Origin of the sequence: Nocardia yunnanensis, assembly GCF_003626895.1 — a bacterium.
In the GTDB taxonomy this organism is placed as follows: Bacteria; Actinomycetota; Actinomycetes; order Mycobacteriales; family Mycobacteriaceae; genus Nocardia; species Nocardia yunnanensis.
In genome coordinates this window covers 7,452,016-7,469,278 of sequence record NZ_CP032568.1, presented here as the reverse complement: position 1 = coordinate 7,469,278, position 17,263 = coordinate 7,452,016, and the positions used below count along the sequence as shown (strand labels likewise).

Annotated in this window: 20 protein-coding genes; 5 read left to right on the top strand and 15 right to left on the bottom strand. The window is 68.0% G+C overall.

Annotation, left to right across the window (positions count from 1 at the left end; all coding sequences use genetic code 11):
- Window positions 1-3: 3 nt before the first annotated feature.
- From pyk to D7D52_RS35100, 10 genes are all read right to left on the bottom strand, one after another.
- A complete protein-coding gene (gene pyk, locus D7D52_RS35145) occupies window positions 4-1,428 on the bottom strand; it encodes a pyruvate kinase (RefSeq protein ID WP_120743288.1) in 1,425 nt (474 codons plus the stop codon).
- Between the two features lie 90 nt (window positions 1,429-1,518).
- The gene (locus tag D7D52_RS35140) at window positions 1,519-2,187 is read right to left on the bottom strand and encodes an amino acid ABC transporter permease (RefSeq protein WP_120743287.1); all 669 of its coding nucleotides are present in this window, start codon (window positions 2,185-2,187) and stop codon (window positions 1,519-1,521) included.
- A 20-nt stretch (window positions 2,188-2,207) separates the two neighbouring features.
- Window positions 2,208-2,963: a transporter substrate-binding domain-containing protein gene (locus tag D7D52_RS35135; RefSeq protein ID WP_120743286.1), complete on the bottom strand. Its 756-nt coding sequence runs from the start codon at window positions 2,961-2,963 to the stop codon at window positions 2,208-2,210.
- Between the two features lie 268 nt (window positions 2,964-3,231).
- Window positions 3,232-3,732: a TM2 domain-containing protein gene (locus tag D7D52_RS35130; protein WP_120743285.1), complete on the bottom strand. Its 501-nt coding sequence runs from the start codon at window positions 3,730-3,732 to the stop codon at window positions 3,232-3,234.
- A gap of 109 nt (window positions 3,733-3,841) precedes the next feature.
- Entirely contained in the window at window positions 3,842-5,029 is a 1,188-nt protein-coding gene (gene lgt, locus D7D52_RS35125) for a prolipoprotein diacylglyceryl transferase (RefSeq protein ID WP_120743284.1), read from the bottom strand.
- Between the two features lie 224 nt (window positions 5,030-5,253).
- Window positions 5,254-6,054 carry a tryptophan synthase subunit alpha gene (gene trpA / locus D7D52_RS35120; protein WP_120743283.1) on the bottom strand — a complete coding sequence of 267 codons (801 nt, stop codon included), beginning with the start codon at window positions 6,052-6,054 and terminating at the stop codon, window positions 5,254-5,256.
- Window positions 6,051-7,286, bottom strand: coding sequence for a tryptophan synthase subunit beta (trpB, locus tag D7D52_RS35115; protein ID WP_120744691.1), 1,236 nt, complete (start codon window positions 7,284-7,286; stop codon window positions 6,051-6,053). Before trpB ends, trpA begins: the two co-directional genes overlap by 4 nt.
- A 59-nt stretch (window positions 7,287-7,345) precedes the next feature.
- On the bottom strand, window positions 7,346-8,164 hold the full coding sequence (gene trpC, locus D7D52_RS35110) for an indole-3-glycerol phosphate synthase TrpC (RefSeq protein WP_120743282.1): 819 nt from the start codon (window positions 8,162-8,164) through the stop codon (window positions 7,346-7,348).
- A 149-nt stretch (window positions 8,165-8,313) separates the two neighbouring features.
- Window positions 8,314-9,201 (bottom strand): TIGR02234 family membrane protein, encoded by an 888-nt coding sequence (locus D7D52_RS35105; RefSeq protein ID WP_120743281.1) that lies wholly within the window; start codon window positions 9,199-9,201, stop codon window positions 8,314-8,316.
- Complete coding sequence (locus tag D7D52_RS35100; protein WP_120743280.1) at window positions 9,198-10,763, bottom strand: anthranilate synthase component I; 1,566 nt, start codon at window positions 10,761-10,763, stop codon at window positions 9,198-9,200. The genes D7D52_RS35105 and D7D52_RS35100 overlap by 4 nt, the downstream gene beginning before the upstream one ends.
- Window positions 10,764-11,059: 296 nt before the next feature.
- Here D7D52_RS35100 and D7D52_RS35095 point away from each other — a divergent pair, with 296 nt between their 5' ends.
- The 4 genes from D7D52_RS35095 (at window position 11,060) to D7D52_RS35080 (ending at window position 13,271) form a co-directional block, all read left to right on the top strand.
- The gene (locus tag D7D52_RS35095) at window positions 11,060-11,266 is read left to right on the top strand and encodes a hypothetical protein (protein ID WP_246023520.1); all 207 of its coding nucleotides are present in this window, start codon (window positions 11,060-11,062) and stop codon (window positions 11,264-11,266) included.
- A 161-nt stretch (window positions 11,267-11,427) separates the two neighbouring features.
- Window positions 11,428-11,892 carry a peroxiredoxin gene (locus tag D7D52_RS35090; protein ID WP_120743278.1) on the top strand — a complete coding sequence of 155 codons (465 nt, stop codon included), beginning with the start codon at window positions 11,428-11,430 and terminating at the stop codon, window positions 11,890-11,892.
- 94 nt (window positions 11,893-11,986) lie between these two features.
- Window positions 11,987-12,583 (top strand): permease, encoded by a 597-nt coding sequence (locus tag D7D52_RS35085; RefSeq protein ID WP_120743277.1) that lies wholly within the window; start codon window positions 11,987-11,989, stop codon window positions 12,581-12,583.
- A 169-nt stretch (window positions 12,584-12,752) separates the two neighbouring features.
- Window positions 12,753-13,271, top strand: coding sequence for a MarR family winged helix-turn-helix transcriptional regulator (locus tag D7D52_RS35080; RefSeq protein WP_120743276.1), 519 nt, complete (start codon window positions 12,753-12,755; stop codon window positions 13,269-13,271).
- A gap of 9 nt (window positions 13,272-13,280) precedes the next feature.
- Here D7D52_RS35080 and hisI read toward each other — a convergent pair whose 3' ends face one another.
- From hisI to priA, 4 genes are read right to left on the bottom strand one after another with little or no spacing between them, the layout of a single operon-like run.
- Window positions 13,281-13,631: a phosphoribosyl-AMP cyclohydrolase gene (hisI, locus tag D7D52_RS35075; RefSeq protein ID WP_120743275.1), complete on the bottom strand. Its 351-nt coding sequence runs from the start codon at window positions 13,629-13,631 to the stop codon at window positions 13,281-13,283.
- The gene (hisF, locus tag D7D52_RS35070) at window positions 13,628-14,401 is read right to left on the bottom strand and encodes an imidazole glycerol phosphate synthase subunit HisF (RefSeq protein WP_120743274.1); all 774 of its coding nucleotides are present in this window, start codon (window positions 14,399-14,401) and stop codon (window positions 13,628-13,630) included. Before hisF ends, hisI begins: the two co-directional genes overlap by 4 nt.
- Window positions 14,398-15,213: an inositol monophosphatase family protein gene (locus D7D52_RS35065; RefSeq protein WP_120743273.1), complete on the bottom strand. Its 816-nt coding sequence runs from the start codon at window positions 15,211-15,213 to the stop codon at window positions 14,398-14,400. Before D7D52_RS35065 ends, hisF begins: the two co-directional genes overlap by 4 nt.
- Before the next feature lie 5 nt (window positions 15,214-15,218).
- Window positions 15,219-15,950 carry a bifunctional 1-(5-phosphoribosyl)-5-((5-phosphoribosylamino)methylideneamino)imidazole-4-carboxamide isomerase/phosphoribosylanthranilate isomerase PriA gene (gene priA / locus D7D52_RS35060; protein WP_120743272.1) on the bottom strand — a complete coding sequence of 244 codons (732 nt, stop codon included), beginning with the start codon at window positions 15,948-15,950 and terminating at the stop codon, window positions 15,219-15,221.
- A 121-nt stretch (window positions 15,951-16,071) separates the two neighbouring features.
- On the opposite strand from priA, the gene D7D52_RS35055 reads away from it, so the two are divergent.
- Window positions 16,072-16,722 carry an LppP/LprE family lipoprotein gene (locus D7D52_RS35055; protein ID WP_187703074.1) on the top strand — a complete coding sequence of 217 codons (651 nt, stop codon included), beginning with the start codon at window positions 16,072-16,074 and terminating at the stop codon, window positions 16,720-16,722.
- Window positions 16,723-16,728: 6 nt separating this feature from the next.
- On the opposite strand, the gene D7D52_RS35050 is transcribed toward D7D52_RS35055, so the two are convergent.
- Window positions 16,729-17,184: a MarR family winged helix-turn-helix transcriptional regulator gene (locus D7D52_RS35050; protein WP_120743271.1), complete on the bottom strand. Its 456-nt coding sequence runs from the start codon at window positions 17,182-17,184 to the stop codon at window positions 16,729-16,731.
- Between the last annotated feature and the right edge of the window lie 79 nt (window positions 17,185-17,263).

The window sequence follows — 17,263 nt, the reverse complement described above, 5'->3', positions numbered from 1 at the left end:
AAACTAGTGGTCCTCCTCGCCGATGCGATGCACGTGGATCAGGTTGGTGGACCCGACAGTACCCGGCGGCGAGCCGGCCACGATGACCACCAGGTCACCCTTCTTGTACCGGCCGATCGAGAGCAACGCGTTGTCCACCTGGTGGATCATCTCGTCGGTCGTGCCCACCGGAGGAACGATGAACGTTTCCACGCCCCACGTCAAGGCCAGCTGACTGCGAATCGAACCCTGCGGGGTGAAGGCCAGCAGCGGCAGCGGGGTGTGCAGGCGCGCCAGACGGCGCACCGTGTCACCGGACTGCGTGAAGGCAACCAGCGCTTTGGCATTCAGGCGCTCGCCGATATCGCGGGCGGCGTAGGAGATGACACCGCGCTTGGTCCGCGGCACGTGGGTCAGCGGCGGCACCCGGGTCGAGGACTCGGATTCCACGGCGTGCACGATGCGGGCCATGGTGCGCACGGCCTCGATCGGGTAGTCGCCGACCGAGGTCTCGCCCGAGAGCATGACCGCGTCCGCGCCGTCGAGCACCGCGTTGGCCACATCCGAGGCCTCGGCGCGGGTCGGGCGCGAGTTGGTGATCATGGATTCCAGCATCTGGGTGGCCACGATGACCGGCTTGGCGTTCTCGCGCGCCATCTGCACCGCGCGCTTCTGCACCAGCGGCACCTGCTCGAGCGGCAGCTCCACGCCCAGATCGCCGCGGGCGACCATGACGGCGTCGAAGGCCAGCACGATGGCTTCGAGATTGTCGATGGCTTCGGGCTTTTCGAGCTTGCCGATGACCGGCACCCGGCGGCCCACGCGATCCATGATGTCGTGCACCAGCTCCACATCGGAGGGCGAGCGCACGAAGGACAGCGCGATGAAGTCCACGCCCAGCTTCAGGGCGAATTCCAGGTCCTCGATGTCCTTTTCGGACAGGGCCGGCACGGACACGTCCATGCCCGGCAGCGAGACACCCTTGTTGTTGGAGACGGGCCCGCCCTCGGTGACTCGGCACACGACGTCGTTGTCTTCGACGCGCAGCACGGTCAGCCCGACCTTGCCGTCGTCCACGAGCAGCCGGTCGCCGGGCTTGGCGTCCTTGGCGAGGTGTTTGTAGGTGGTCGAAACCCGGTCGTGAGTTCCCACAATGTCGTCGACGGTGATTCGGACTTCCTCACCGGTGTTCCAGACGGTCTTGCCGTCACCCTCGAACCGCCCCAGGCGGATCTTCGGGCCCTGCAGGTCGGCGAGGATACCGACGGCGCGACCAGCGGCATCGCTGGCGGCGCGCACCTTTTTATAGTTCTCGGCATGATCGGAATGCTCGCCGTGGCTGAAGTTCAGGCGCGCAACGTCCATGCCACTTTCGACGAGCTCACGAATCCGGTCCTCGGATGACACAGCTGGTCCGAGGGTGCACACAATCTTCGTTCGTCGCATCACGACTTAAACCCTAGACCTGTGACAACCCTCATGCCGACCCCGGCACACACATATACGGTTCTCGTAAGCAGCCGTTCAGCTAATGCCTGGTCAGCGTGCGACATGGCGGGCCAGGACGGTTTCCAGACGGGTTTGACCGAAGCCCAGTACCAGGCATATTACCCAGTAGTAGATTGCCGCGACCCCATACAGCGCGAAGAAGTCGAAAGTCGGTGCGGCGGCCATTTGCGCGGTGCGCAGCAACTCCGTCACGAGGATGGTCGAGGCGAGGGAGGTGTCCTTCACCAACGAGATGAGGGTGTTGGACAAGGGAGGCACCGCGATCCGCGCGCCCTGCGGCAGGATGACCAGCCGCAGCGCCTGCGCGTAGCTCATGCCGACCGCGTACGACGCCTCCCACTGCCCGTCGGCGACCGACAGGATCGAGGCCCGGATGATCTCGGCCGCATAGCCGCCCACGTTCAGGCTGAACGCGATGACCGCCGCCGGGAACGGGTCGATGACGATATGGAAATTGGGCAGGCCGTAGAAGATGATGAACAGCTGCACCAGCAGCGGCGTGCCGCGAATGATCGAGATGTAGAACCGCGCGACCGCCGACAGCGCCCAATTGCTCGACATCCGGGCCAGCGCCACGAACAGCGCGATCACCAGCCCGATCCCGAAGCTGACGGCCGTCAGCGGCAGCGTCGAGGTGACGGTGGCCTTCAGCATCGGCCACAGGTTGTGTTGAATCAGCGCCCAGGTGGCGTCGTCCATGTCGAATCGCCCTGTGCGGCTTACTTGCTGACGTCGGTGCCGAAGTACTTGTCCGAGATCTTGGCCAGCGTGCCGTCCGCGCGCAGTTCGTCGAGCGCCTGGTCGATCTGATCGGTCAGCGACTGCTCGTCCTTGCGGGCGGCGAACGCCTGCCTGGAGGTCTCACCGGTCTTGCCGACGATCTGGACGGTGCCGGCGCCCTGCTGCTTGGTGTAGGCGTTCACCGCGAGGGTGTCGTTGACGGTGGCGTCGGCGCGGCCGGTCTTGAGCAGCTGGGTGGCCTCCACGAAGCCGGGAATGGCCTCGACCTTGCAGCCCGCCTTCTTGGCGACGTCGGCCCAGTTGCTGGTCTCCGACTGCGCGCAGGTCTTGCCGTTGAGGTCGGCGAGGGTGTGAATGCCGTCGTTGCCGGTCTTGGTGACGATGACGCCCTCGGAGACGGTGTAGGGCTGCGAGAGCGAATACTTCTGCTGCCGTGCGTCATTGACGGTGACCTGGTTGGCGATGAGGTCGACGCGCTTGGATTCGAGGGCGGCGAACAGCGAGTCCCACGGGGCGGTGGTGAACTCGACCTTCTTGCCGATCTTGTCGCCGACGGCCTTGATCACGTCCACGTCGTAGCCGGTCAGGCTGCCGTTGTCCTGGTAGGTGAACGGCGAATAGTTGCCCTCGGTGCCGACTTTGAGGACATTCGCGTCGTCCTTGCTGGAGCTGCATGCGACCAGTCCCGCGGCGGCGACTACGGCGAGCATGACGGCGGCGAGCTTACGGCGCACGAAGGGAACCTCTCCTCGGGCATGGTCTGAACCACGCGACAGACAACCGACAAAGGGTACGCCGCGAACCGACCGGTTAGCACGGCAACCATCACGTTGCGCCAAAATCTTGAACCGAGTGCGGTTCCGATGATAGGGGAAGCCCGCCGCCACTCTGACGAGTGGCGGCGGGCCGAGGGGGGTGTGGCGGGGCGGGCCCCACCACGAAATCGCGACCGCGACCAGGGGCGGTGCCGCGAACCCCGTACGCGTGCTGGGGCTTCCGTGGCTAATCGCGCAGGGGGCGGCCCTGGAGGTCGGGCACTTTGCCGGTGAGGATCATGATGCCGTCGATCAGGGCCCAGACGCCGCAGCCGCCGCAGGTGATCAGCTGCAGGACGCCGATGGTGGTGTAGCCGAGGTAGAAGCGGCCGATGCCGAAGTGGCCGAGGAACAGCGACAGCAGGCCCGCGGTCAGCTTGCTCTTGTCCGACAGCGGCACGCCGAACTGGTCACGGCCGTACGGCGCTTCCGGATCGCCGGCGTAGGGGCCGCCGGGGGCGGGGGCGCCGAACGGCGCGGGCTGCTGGCCGTAGGGCTGCACCGGCTGCCCGAAACCCTGCTGTCCATGGAACTGATCCGGGCCCGGGTACGGCTGCTGGCCGGGTTGCGGCTGCTGGCCGTAGGGCTGCTGGCCGTACGGCCGCTGCTGGCCGTACTGCGGCCCGGTCCCGGGCGCCCCGTACTGCGGCCCGTCCTGCCCCGGCTGCTTGTCGAATGGGTCGGTCACTCGCGTCCTCCTGCATCGCGGACCGCCCCCCGTGGAACGGCCCAACCTGTGGTGAATCCGCCGGGGCCCGCGTGGCCACGCGTTGTCGGTCGCGGCTCACCCCCGGAGGTCAGGAGTTATTCTTGCCCGACTCGACGGTTTTCGCCTGGTCAGCGGACTCCTCGGCCTCCGGCTCGGAACCACCGGATTCTGAGGAGTTATCGCGCTCGGTCTCGGATTCGTTGCCGTGCGTAGGAGATTCGGTCTCGCTCTCCCCCGCGGATTCCCCGGTCGCACCGGTTTTCTCCAGATCGACCGATTCCGAATCCTCCAATTTGTCGGAAACGTCTGATTCCGTAGCGGTTTCGGCCGCCGTCCCTGCCGCACCGAAGGCCCGCAACTCACCGAACTGCCACGGCCACGGTCGCACGATCCCGGGCCGCAACTGCTCGGCCGTCTCCCGCCCCTTGGTGGCGAACAGGAAATAGGCCACGGCGCAGACGAACACGATCGCCGAGGTGAAGGTATTGACCCGAAGCCCCAGAATGTGGGTGGCCTCGTCGTCGCGCAGCAGTTCGACGAAGAACCGGCCGAAGCAGTAGATCGCGACATACAGCGCGAACAGCCGCCCGTGGCCGATGCGGAACTTGCGGTCCAGGTAGAGCAGGGCGCCGACGCCGAGCAGATTCCAGATCAGCTCGTACAGGAACGTCGGCTGCACGATGCGAATGGCGGCGCCGCCCGCCGTGCCGTTCATCATGTCGAGCCCGCCATTGCTGTCGAAGCGCTGGTAGATCTCGAGACCCCACGGCATGGTGGTGGCCCGGCCGTAGAGTTCCTGGTTGAAATAGTTGCCGAGCCGGCCGATGGCCTGGGCCAGCAGGATGCCCGGCGCGATGGCATCGCCGAAGGCGGGCAACGGGATCCGATAGACGCGGCAGCCGATCCACGCGCCGATCCCGCCGAGCAGCACCGCACCCCAGATCCCGAGGCCGCCCTCCCAGATCTTCAGCGCGTTGATCGGATGCCCGCCCGCGCCGAAGTACTTCTGCCAGTCGGTGGCCACGTGGTAGAGCCGCCCGCCGATCAGACCGAACGGCACCGCGAACATGGCCACGTCCAGCACCTGCCCGGACTGCCCGCCGCGCGCGGTCCACCGCTTCTCCCCCAGCCAGATGGCCGCGATGATGCCGATGATGATGCAGATCGCATAGGCCCGCAGCGGGAACGGCCCGATGTTCCAGACCCCGCGCGGCGGGCTGGGAATGTACGCCAGGACATCAGCGCCGGTGCTCTCGGCAAGGGCTCGTAAGGTCACGAGTCCCCACCGTAGCTGAAAACCACTGTGGCGCGCCGACCGCGGTCGACGCGCCGCGACCGGCGGTACTCGACCGGCGTCGACACCGTCGCGGAGCCGGTAACGGAACGGATATACGAAAACGTCGCGTCATCGAATTCTTCGAGACGAATTCACGAAAGACACTTCGACGAAAGAAAGGACGCGCACCGAATTCGGTACGCGCCCTTTCGAAAAGACTTGCTTTACGAGGATACCGGGGCCGAGCGAACGCCCTGCGCCAATTCCTCGGTCAACGCCCGAACCGCGTCCAGACCCTGCGCGGCCGCGCTCACCAGCGCCGAACCGACGATGACACCGTCGGCGTAGGAGGCGATTTCGGCGGCCTGCGCGCCATTGCGCACGCCCAGACCGACCCCGATCGGAATATCGGAGTGGGCGCGAATCCGCCCGCACAGCGCCGGAGCCATGGACGAGACCGCGTCGCGCGCACCGGTGACCCCCATGGTCGAGGCCGCGTACACGAAACCCTTGGACGCTTCCAAGGTCTTGACCAGCCGTTCCTCGGTGGAGGACGGCGCGACCAGGAAGATGCGGTCCAGATTGTGGGTCGAGGACGCCACGAACCAGTCGTCGGCCTCCTCCGGGATCAGGTTCGGGGTGATCAGGCCGAGCCCGCCCGCCGCCGCGAGATCGCGGGCGAAGGTGTCGACGCCGTACTTGAGCACCGGGTTCCAGTAGGTCATGACGACGGCCTTGCCGCCGGCCTGGGAGATGGCCTCCACGACCTCGAACACGTCGCGCACCCGCACGCCGCCCGCGAGCGCCTGCTCGGCGGCGTGCTGAATGGTCGGGCCGTCCATCACCGGATCGGAGTAGGCGACGCCGACTTCGATGACGTCGCAACCGGATTCGACCATGGCGCGGCAGGCGTCGATGGAGCCCTGCACGTCCGGGTAGCCGGCGGGCAGGTAGCCGATCAGTGCCGCCCGATTGTCCTCGCGGCAGGCCGCGAAGGTGTTGGCGAGACGCGACTGCTGGCTCACTGGTTGTCCCCCTCGGGCTTGTCGAACAGCCCGAACCACTGGGCGGCCGTGTCCATGTCCTTGTCGCCGCGGCCGGACAGGTTCACGACGATGATCTTGCCCTCGCCCAGTTCGCGGCCCAGCTTGATAGCGCCCGCCACCGCGTGCGCCGACTCGATGGCCGGGATGATGCCCTCGGCGCGGCTCAGCAGCAGCAGCGCGTCCATGGCCTCGGTATCGGTGATCGGGTAGTACTCGGCCCGGCCGATGTCCTTGAGGTAGGCGTGCTCGGGACCCACGCCCGGGTAGTCGAGACCCGCTGAGATGGAATGGGATTCGATGGTCTGCCCGTCCTCGTCCTGCAGCAGGTACGAGTACGCGCCCTGGAACGCGCCCGGGGTGCCACCGGTGAAAGTGGCGGCGTGACGGCCGGTTTCGACGCCGTCGCCGGCGGCCTCGTAGCCGATCAGGCGCACGCCCGGATCGTCGATGAAGGCGTGGAAGATGCCGATGGCGTTGGAACCGCCACCGACACAGGCGGTTACGGCGTCCGGCAGCTGCCCGGTGTGCGCCTGGATCTGCTGCCGCGCCTCCATGCCGATGATGCGCTGGAAGTCGCGCACCATGAGCGGGAACGGATGCGGGCCCGCGGCCGTGCCGAAGCAGTAGTAGGTCGCCTCGGCATTGGTGACCCAGTCGCGCAGCGCCTCGTTGATGGCGTCCTTGAGCGTCTGCGAACCCGTTGTCACACTGATGACTTCGGCGCCGAGCAGGCGCATGCGGGCCACGTTCAACTGCTGGCGCACGGTGTCGACCGCGCCCATGTAGATGACGCATTCGATACCCAGCAGCGCGCACGCGGTGGCGGTGGCGACGCCGTGCTGGCCCGCGCCGGTCTCGGCGATGACGCGGGTCTTGTTCATGCGCTTGGCCAGCAGCACCTGCCCGAGCACATTGTTGATTTTGTGAGAACCGGTGTGGTTCAAGTCTTCCCGCTTGAGGAAGATGCGCGCCCCGCCGGCGTGCTTGGCCAGGTTCTTGCATTCGAACACCGGCGAGGGCCGGCCGGTGTAGTCGCGCTGCAGCCGGTCGAGTTCGTCGAGGAAGTTCGGATCGACCCGGCACTTGTCGTATTCGGCGGTGACCTCTTCGATCACGGCCATCAGCGCCTCGGGGACGTGGCGGCCGCCGTAGACGCCGAAGTGCCCGCCCAGATCGGGTTCGTGGCTCTTGTGCGTGACGGCCTCGCTCATCTGCGGCAACCCGAGAGTGTTCTTGGCGGACAGCTTTTCGGTCTGTGTCATCGCTACTTTCACCGTCCCCGGCGAACCGGCTTCGGGCAGGACGGGTGGGTCCCGGCGGTCACCAGTTCGGCCACCGCGGCGCGCGGATCGCCGCTGGTCACCAGGCCCTCGCCGACGAGCACGGCGTCCGCGCCCGCACCGGCGTAGGCCAGCAGGTCCGCGGTGCCGCGGATGCCGGACTCGGCGACCCGGATGACCTCGCTGGGCAGGCCGGGGGCGATGCGCGCGAACACATCCCGATCCACCTCGAGGGTTTTGAGATTGCGGGCGTTCACCCCGATGACGCTGGCGCCGGCCTGCAGGGCGCGGTCGGCCTCCTCCTCGGTGTGCACCTCGACCAGCGCGGTCATGCCCAGCGATTCGGTGCGGTCGAGCAGCGAGGCCAGTACGTCCTGTTCCAGGGCGGCCACGATCAGCAGGATCACGTCCGCGCCGTGGGCGCGGGCCTCGTGGATCTGGTACGGGCCGACGATGAAGTCCTTGCGCAGGATCGGGATGTCCACGGCCTGGCGCACGGCGTCCAGGTCGGCGAGCGACCCGCCGAAACGGCGCTGCTCGGTCAGCACGCTGATGATGCGCGCGCCGCCGTCCTCGTAGGCGCGGGCCAGGTCGGCGGGGTTGGGGATGTCCGCGAGCGCGCCCTTGGAGGGGCTGGAACGCTTCACCTCGGCGATCACGCCGATGCCTTCGCCGTGCAGGGCCGCCTTGGCGTCACGCGGAGACTTGGCCTTCGCGGCGGCGGCCTTCACTGCTTGGAAGTCCAGAACGGCTTCGCGAGCGGCCACATCCGCGCGGACCCCGTCGAGAATCGAGTCGAGTACCGTCATCTGGCTCGAATCCTTTCTGGGGAGACGGACTTGCTGCCTGAGAATCCCCCCAGGCGCTGTCTCACCGATGCTGATAAAGAGTAAATGGCTATGTTCCCGTGCTTGACGGCGGGGCGGGAAGCGGCTTCACTGCCACTGTCCCACCCTGCTCACCGGTGGTTGTCGCCTGATCCGCCCTTACCCGGATCAGGATGCGCGGCATCGTGATTGGACTCCTCGTCGGTCGGATCGACACCTTCGTCGAGCGCGTCCCACAGCACACGACCGGACAATTGGCCCGTCGCCGTCTGCTGTGATGCGGATTCCGTCTCACGCTGCCCCGCGTGATGTCGGGCAACCTGTGCGGTCGCCGCGGACTTCCGGACGGCCGGATTGTCGTACTTGCCGGACATGCGGGCGGACTCGGCGGGCATGCGCACCAGTAGCAGCCCGGCCACGAACGCGGCGAGCGCGCCCAGCAGCGACAGCCACTCCGGCCAGATCGCCGTCTGCACCGCGCCGCCGTGCTCGAACACCCGCAACTCGGCCAACTGCGCGGCCCGTTCGGCGGTATTGCCGCGATGCTGCAGCAGCCAGAATCCCGGCACCGCCGCGACCGCCGCCAGCACGGCGACGACCACACCCACCAACCGGCGCAACCATCCTCGCGTGGCGAAGACCGCCGCGATCGTGGCCAGCAGCACCAGCGCCAGCGGCGTCAGCGCGCCGAACCAGGTGCTGCCGCTGAGGTGCACGGTGCGGCCCACGCCCATGCCTTCCCGGCTGACCTCCAGGCTCACCCAGGTCATGCGCGAGGACGCCCACATCAGCGCCGCCGCCACCGCGAGCAGCGCGACCGCGCCGAGCGGGCGGCGCCGGGTCTTGGTGGTGGTCTGCGCCGCGCGCGCATCGGCTTCGGCCTGCGCGGCGTTCGCCTCCGCTTCGGCCAGATCGGCCGCGATCGCGCGCTGCGCGACCGTCGCGGCGTCCTCCGGTGCGGGGGCGTCGGCGCCCGTGGCGCTCTCGGCCGCGCTTCGATCCGGGTCCGGGTCGCTCATTGTTCCGAGCCGGACGGGCGGTAGGCGCGCACGGTTTCCGCGGCGGCGATGGCCTTGAGTACGGCCATGGCCTTGTTGCGGGATTCGACGTCCTCGTAGTCCGGGTCGGAGTCGGCGACGATGCCGGCGCCGGCCTGGACGTAGGCGGTGCCGTCCTTGAGCAGGGCGGTGCGAATGGCGATGGCGGTGTCGGCGTCGCCGGCGAAGTCGAGATAGCCGACCACGCCCGCGTAGACGCCGCGGCGGGTGGGTTCGAGTTCCTCGATCAACTCCATGGCGCGGACCTTCGGCGCGCCCGAAAGAGTGCCCGCCGGGAAGCACGCCTGCACCGCGTCGAGGGCGACCTTGCCGGGCTTGAGGCGACCGGACACCGTCGACACCAGGTGCATGACGTGCGAATAGCGTTCCACGTGACGGTATTCGGTGACCTTCACGGTGCCCGGTTCGCAGACCCGGCCCAGATCGTTGCGGCCGAGGTCGACGAGCATCAGGTGCTCGGCGTTCTCCTTCTCGTCGGCCAGCAGACCCTTCTCGAGCAGGAGATCGTCCTCCTCGGTGACCCCGCGCCAGCGGGTGCCCGCGATCGGATGCGTGGTGGCCACGCCGTCCTTGACCGTCACCAGCGATTCCGGGCTGGAACCGACGATGGAGAACGCGGTGCCGCCCGAACCGTCCGGAATGTGCATCAGGTACATGTACGGGCTCGGGTTCGAGGCCCGCAGCATGCGATACAGATCCAGCGGGGTCCCGTGGTAGTCCATCTCGAAGCGCTGCGACAGCACGACCTGGAACGCCTCGCCCGCCTCGATCTCCTTGACCAGTCGGCGCACGCCCGCACCGAATTCGTCGGAGGTGCGCTGGCGGCGGAACTCGGGTTCGGGGCGATCGAAGACCGACACGGTGGAGTCCGCGGGAGCCGCGAGGGCCTCGGTCATGCGGTCCAGCCGGGCGACCGCGTCGTCGTAGGCCTCGTCCACCCGCTCGTCGGTGCCGTTCCAGTTGACGGCATTGGCGATGAGGGTGATCGCGCCCTCGTGGTGGTCGAAGGCGGCCAGGTCGGTGGCCAGCATGAGGACCATCTCCGGGATCTGGAGATCGTCGGCGGCCAGCAGGGGCAGGCGTTCGAGGCGGCGGACGGTGTCGTAGCCGAGGTAGCCGACCAGGCCGCCGGTCAGCGGCGGCAGACCGGGCAGCCGCTCGGTGCGCAGGACCTCGAGGGATTCGCGCAGCGCGACCAGCGGATCGCCGCCCACCGGGGCGTCGGCCGGGGTCTGCCCGAGCCACGCCGCCACGCCGTCGACCACGGTCAGCGCGCTGGGCGCGCCCGCGCCGATGAACGACCAGCGCGACCAGGACCGGCCGTTCTCCGCCGATTCCAGCAGGAAGGTGCCGGGCCGGTCGGCGGCCAGTTTCCGGTAGGCCGAGAGCGGAGTCTCCGAGTCCGCCAACACCTTTCGGACCACCGGGACCACCCGGTGGTCGGCCGCGAGCGACCGGAACTGCTCCCGCGAGGTGGTGGTGTCGATAGCCGCGTTCGGAGGCAAACCATGCGAGCCGTGCATTCACCCATCATTCCAGGCGCGCCCGGCGCGATCTCAATCGCATTCGCCGCCCAGCCGAGCGGGCACCTGTGGCGAATACCTGAAGCGGTCATCACTACACTCGCCGGGTCTCCACACGCAGGAGGCCGTCACTGCTCCGGCAGCAAGATGGAGAGCTCGCACGCGGTATCCCCATTTTCGAGAGGAGTTCAACACAGATGTACCCCTCGCAACCGGTGGCACCGGAGGGTCCACGGCACGCAGCCCCGCAGGTCGCGCCGGGTATCCATCCCGGTCAGCCGCCTCGGATGATGAATATGAACACCGGCGGGAAGTACTCCGCCATCGCCTCGTTCGTCACCTATGTCAAGGCCCTCGAGGCGCTGGACCCGCGCAACTTCCCGGACGAGTACGCCGAGCACACCGACCGCATCCGGGAGCTCAAGCCCTTCCTCCGCGCCCACGGCATCCTCGATGTCATGGACATCAAGAACCCGGAGGTCGCCGCCCTCATCGGCGTGTGACGTATCGACACCCCGTGTCGGGGGTGGTTGGGGCTCCGGGGGTTTCACCCCCGGACCCCCAGGCAACCGAATCGCCGCCGCGTCGCGGGGCGCGAGTTCGGTTCAGGGGTGGGGGGATTCGTGGATGGGTTGTGGCCGATGGATCGAGGTAGGGTGCGGGTATGAAGACAGGTCAGCTCGCGCCGAACTTCGAGCTTCCGGATCAGTCAGGGACCCTGCGTTCGCTCGAGGCGTTGCTCGCGGACGGGCCGGTCGTGTTGTTCTTCTATCCCGCGGCGAATACGCCGGTGTGCACCGCGGAGGCGTGCCACTTCCGGGATCTGGCAACGGAATTCGCGGCGGCGGGGGCCAGTTGCGTGGGGATCAGCGCGGATTCGGTCGAGGTGCAGGCGGGGTTCGCGGACAAGCAGGCGCTGGGATATCCGGTGCTGTCGGATCCGGGCGCGAAGGTGGCGGGCGAGTTCGGGGTGAAGCGGGGGCTGCTGGGGGCGATCGTGCCGGTGAAGCGGACGACGTTCGTCATCGACCGGGATCGCACCATCGCCAAGGTCATCTCCAGTGAGATGCGCGCGAACGTGCACGCCGACGAGGCGTTGAAGTTCCTGCGCGAGCGCGCGGGCGCCTAGTTCCCATCGGGCGGCGGTCGCGGCCCCGGCACGGCGACGCGGCGCGGAGCGTCGATGCTGGGCGTGCCAGCGAATCGGACATACGCTGAACCGCATGACTACGCCGAGCATCGAATCGTCGGAGGGCAAGCGGTCCAGCTTCGTCACGTGGCGCAATCGCATCATCGCGGGAGTCATCGCGCTGGTCGTGCTGTGGCTGGCGTATCTCATCCTGGCGGCGTTCATTCCGCGCTGGTGGGCGCAGCGCATTGCCGAAATGGTGGGTTCGAGTTTCGCAAAAGGGATCTGGTACGGCCTGCTGATGGGCTTGCTATGTACGGCTGTGCCACTTTTTCTGCTGCTGACCGCCGGACTCAGCTGGCGTAAACGGGGCGGTAGGTTTATTGCGGGCGCCGCCGCCGTTCTCGCGCTCATCGCCGCCATACCGAATTTGATGACGCTGACCATCGTGCTCGGCGATTCCAATGCCGCACACGCCGGACAGCGCATTCTCGATGTCGACGGTCCCGGATTCCGCGGCGCGGTCCTGGTCGGCGCGATCGTGGCCGCCGTGCTGTTCGCGGCGGCGGCATTCCTGTTGGTGCGCAGGCGATTCCGCCGCCATCGTGCCGATCGCCGCCGCGTGGAACCGGAAAAGCCGCGCGTGTCACCGGAAACTCCGGCAAATCCTCCAGAACTCGGCACGAACTGAATTTCCTCGCGACACGCGTGATGGATGTCACGTCATTCAGCAACACCGTGACTGACGAGCGAAATCGTGGCAAACTTTGACGTGCGAGTGACCTGTTCGATGCTGTATCCCGGGGACCCCCACTGATCGGCGCGAGTGGTCACTTTGCTGCTACGAGAGGGCGCGCACGGTGACCAAGTGGTTGAATCCCAAGGAACAGCGAGCTTGGCGTACCCTTGTCGCGCTCACCACCAGACTTCCCGCCGCGCTGGATACTCAGCTGCAACGTGAGTCGGGGATTACCCATTTCGAATTCTTCGTGATGACTCTGCTCTCCGAAGAACCAGGACACCGGTTGCAACTGAGCGAGCTTGCGCAAAAGGCAAACGCATCGCTATCGCGGCTCTCGCATGTGGTCTCCAAACTCGAGCGCCTCGGCTGGGCCCAGCGCGTCACCATCAGCGGACGCCGCGGCGCGCAGGCGGTGCTGACCGACGCCGGCTTCCGCAAGGTCACCGAGGCCGCGCCCGGCTATCTGGAATGCGTGCGCGGCCTGGTGTTCGACGGTCTGGACGCCGAGCAGACCGCGCAGCTGCTCGAGCTCGGGGAGACCCTGGTCGCCCAGCTGGACAAGGGCATGGCCCGCGGCATCGGCCGTTCGGGACACCCGATCGCGCACCTCGACATCGACGGGCCCGAACCCGGCTGAGCGGCTTCGTCAATCGCCTTGCGACAGCAGCACATCCGTGTCGAAGCAGGTGTGGGTGCCGGTGTGGCAGGCCGCGCCCTCCTGGTCGACGACCAGCAGCACAGTGTCGCCGTCGCAGTCCAGGCGCACCTCGTGCACGTACTGGGTGTGCCCGGAGGTCTCGCCCTTGACCCAGTACTGCTGCCGCGACCGCGAATAGTAAGTACCCTTGCGGGTTTCGAGGGTGCGGGCCAGCGCCTCGTCGTCCATCCACGCCATCATGAGCACATCGCCGGTGCTCTTCTCCTGCGCGATGGCGGCGAACAGCCCGTCGGCATTGCGCTTGAGCCGCGCGGCGATGGCGGGGTCGAGGGTGCTCATCGGACCACGATCCCCTCGGTGCGCATGGCGTCCTTGACCTGCCCGATGGTGAGGTCGCCGAAGTGGAAGACGCTGGCGGCCAGCACCGCGTCCGCGCCGTGCTGCACGGCGGGCGCGAAGTCCTCGACCTTGCCCGCGCCGCCGGAGGCGATGACCGGCACCGACACCGCGGCCCGCACGGCCCGGATCATGGGCAGGTCGAAGCCGGCCTTGGTGCCGTCGGCGTCCATGGAGTTGAGCAGGATCTCCCCCACCCCGAGTTCGGCTCCGCGCACGGCCCATTCGACCGCGTCGATGCCGGTGCCGCGCTTGCCGCCGTGCGTGGTGACCTCCCAGCCCGACGGGGTGGCGGGCTGGCTCTCGGGCACCGTGCGCGCGTCGACCGACAGCACGATGCACTGCGAGCCGAACCGCTCCGACATCTCCCGCAGCACCTCCGGCCGCGCGATGGCGGCGGTGTTGACCGACACCTTGTCCGCGCCCGCGCGCAGCAGCCGGTCCACGTCCTCGACGGTGCGCACGCCGCCGCCGACGGTGAGCGGAATGAAGATCTGCTCGGCGGTGCGGGTCACCACGTCGATCATGGTGCCGCGGTCGCCGGTGGAGGCGGTGACGTCGAGGAAGGTCAGCTCGTCGGCGCCCTGGGCGTCGTAGGCGGCCGCCAGTTCGACGGGATCGCCCGCATCCCTGAGGTTTTCGAAGTTGACGCCCTTGACCACCCGGCCCGCGTCGACGTCCAGGCAGGGGATCACGCGCACTGCCAATGTCATTGCTCTACCTCTCCTCGGACCCGATCGGCGGTGTCGGCGATCAGATCCAGTAGTTCTTCGTGCACGCCGGGCGCGGCGGCCAGCACCGAACCGGATTCGATGGTCCAGTCCCGGCCCAGCAGGTCGGTGACCACGCCGCCCGCGGCCCGCACCAGCGCCACGCCGGCCGCGTTGTCCCACGGGTGATGTCCGAACACCACGGCCCCGCCCAGAATTCCGGAGGCGGTGTAGGCCAGGTCGATGCCGGTGGACCCGTACATGCGCTGGCGGCCCGACAGCCGCGACAACGCGCCCAGCAGGTTGAATCGGAAGATGCCCGGAATGCGGCCCGCCCCATCGAGATTGAAGCTGCCGAAGCCGATCATGGCGGTGGACATCTTCATCGGTTCCAGGGGCGGCACCGGTGTGCCGTTGACCAGCAGTGGTCCGCCCGCGACGGCGGCGTAACGCTGGCCCAGCACCGGCAGCCAGGTCAGTCCGATGACCGGGACGCCGTCGCGCACCAGCGCCAGCAGCATCCCGCACATGGGGCTGCCCGCCGAGTAGTTGAAGGTGCCGTCGATGGGGTCGAGCACCCAGGCGGTGCCCGAGGTCAGTTGCGGACCGCCGAATTCCTCGCCGTGCACCGGGATTCCGGTGCGCTCGCCCAACCGCTGCGAAATGGTGCGTTCCAATTCCAGGTCGAGTTCGGTGGCGAAGTCGTTGCGCCCCTTCTCGACCGCGCTCGGCGCTCCGATGCCCTCCACGAATCGTGGTGCGGCGGAGTCGAGCACCTCACTGGCGATGCTGAGCAGCTCGGCGAGTTCGGGCATCGGCGCTAGCGGACCGCGGCCAGGGCTTCGGGCAGCGTGAACCGGCCCGCGTACAGGGCCTTGCCGATGATCGCGCCCTCGACGCCCTCCTCGACCAGGGTGGCGATGGCACGCAGATCGTCGAGCACCGAGATGCCGCCGGACGCGATGACCGGCGCCTCGCAGGCATTGGCGACGTGGCTGAGCAGCTCCAGGTTCGGCCCGGTCAGGGTGCCGTCCTTGGAGACGTCGGTGACCACGTAGCGCGAGCAGCCGTCGCGTTCGAGCCGCTCGAGCACCTCCCACAGATCGCCGCCGTCGGTGACCCAGCCGCGCCCGCGCAGCCGCCATTCACCATCGATGAGCTTCACGTCCAGCCCGACCGCGATCTTGTCGCCGTATTCGCCGATGGCCCGCGCACACCATTCCGGATTCTCGATGGCCGCAGTCCCGATATTGACGCGCGCGCAGCCGGTGGCCAGCGCCGCCTTCAGCGATTCGTCGTCGCGGATGCCGCCCGACAGCTCGACCTTCACGTCGAGCTCGCCGATAACCCCGGCCAGCAGTTCGTAATTGGAGCCCTTGCCGAACGCGGCGTCCAGATCCACCAGATGCACCCACTCGGCCCCGGCATGCTGCCAGGCCAGGGCGGCGTCGCGCGGCGAACCGTAACTGGTTTCGCTGCCCGCCTCCCCCTGAACCAGGCGCACGGCCTCACCATTGGCGACATCGACGGCGGGTAGCAGCACAAGACTCACGCAAACATCCTATTGGTTGCCCTCCACTTGCCCGCCCCCGGCCTGGGGCGCGAAGTTGCCGAATCGGGGACCGGGAGGTGGGGGTGGGCGCATGCTGGTGCCGTAGTGGGTGTTTTGACAGGTGCGAATCCGGATGAAAGGGACCTTCTTGTTCCGTTTTGCGGGGATCGTGATGACAGTGCTCGCGGTGGGGGTGCTCTCGGGGTGCGGGAGTTCGGGCGCTCCGGAATCGACGACGGCGGAAAGCGCGCAGGCGACCGGGGCGCAGGCCACGGCCGGCACGACCACGACCGGGATCACGACGACGGTCGTTGCCGCCGATCAGCCGTGCAAGCCGGATTCCTCGGCGATCAGGAACGCCGCGGCGGGGTTGGCGCCGGCGCAGGTGGGGCAGGGGAAGCCGTACCAGTGGGCGACGCCCGCGGTGGGCGCGAAGACGACGGTGAACGACATCTGTTCGACGTTGTCGGCGTATTTGATCTCGGTGGAGGGCGGGACGGCCAGTTCACCGATGCAGGTGCTGCTGTTTCATCGGGGCGGGTTCGTGGGGACGGCGGAACCCAACTGGAATACCTTCATCACGCCGGATCCGAATCACACCACCGACAGCACCGTGGGGTTGCGGTACAAGGTTCCGGGCAGCTGTGACGCCTGCGCCGACGGAACGTTCTATTGCGTCCAGTTCCGTTGGGACGGAAGCGGAGTGCAGATGATCGGGCGGCCGCCGGAGCTGGTAGGCACGACCGAGACACCGGGTACCACGAAGTGCTGAGGCGGCTCAGACCGCGCGGGTGTGGGATTCGAGAATGCGGTCGAGGATCAGGACCAGGTGCGCGCGTTCGGCGGCGCTGAAGCCCGGAAGCAATTCGCGCTGCGCCTCTTCCAGGCGTTCGTCCAGCTCGGCCAGGTGCGCTCGGCCCGCCGGGGTGAGCACGAGGATATTGCGGCGGCGGTCGCCGGGGTCCGGCGCGCGGTGCACGAGACCGCGCCCGGCGAGGTCGTTGACCGCGGCCGCCACATCGCTGCGATCGATCCCGGTGCGCCGGCCCGCCTCGGCCTGGCTGAGCGCGCCGTGCTCGTCGAGGGTGGCCAGCAGCGCGTAGTGGTAGCGGCGGGAACCGGTGGGCGCCAAGGCTTTCTCGGTGCAGCGGTTGGCGAGGATCGCGACCTGGCCGAGGAGGCGGGTGGGCAGGGCGCGCAGTCGGCCCGAGGCCCCGCCGAGCGCTGGATTCATGTGACGAATCTACCGGCCGGTGACGCGGGCGGCGTGCTAATGTCGTGGCGATCGTGAGCTATCGGCAGGAGGTGAGACC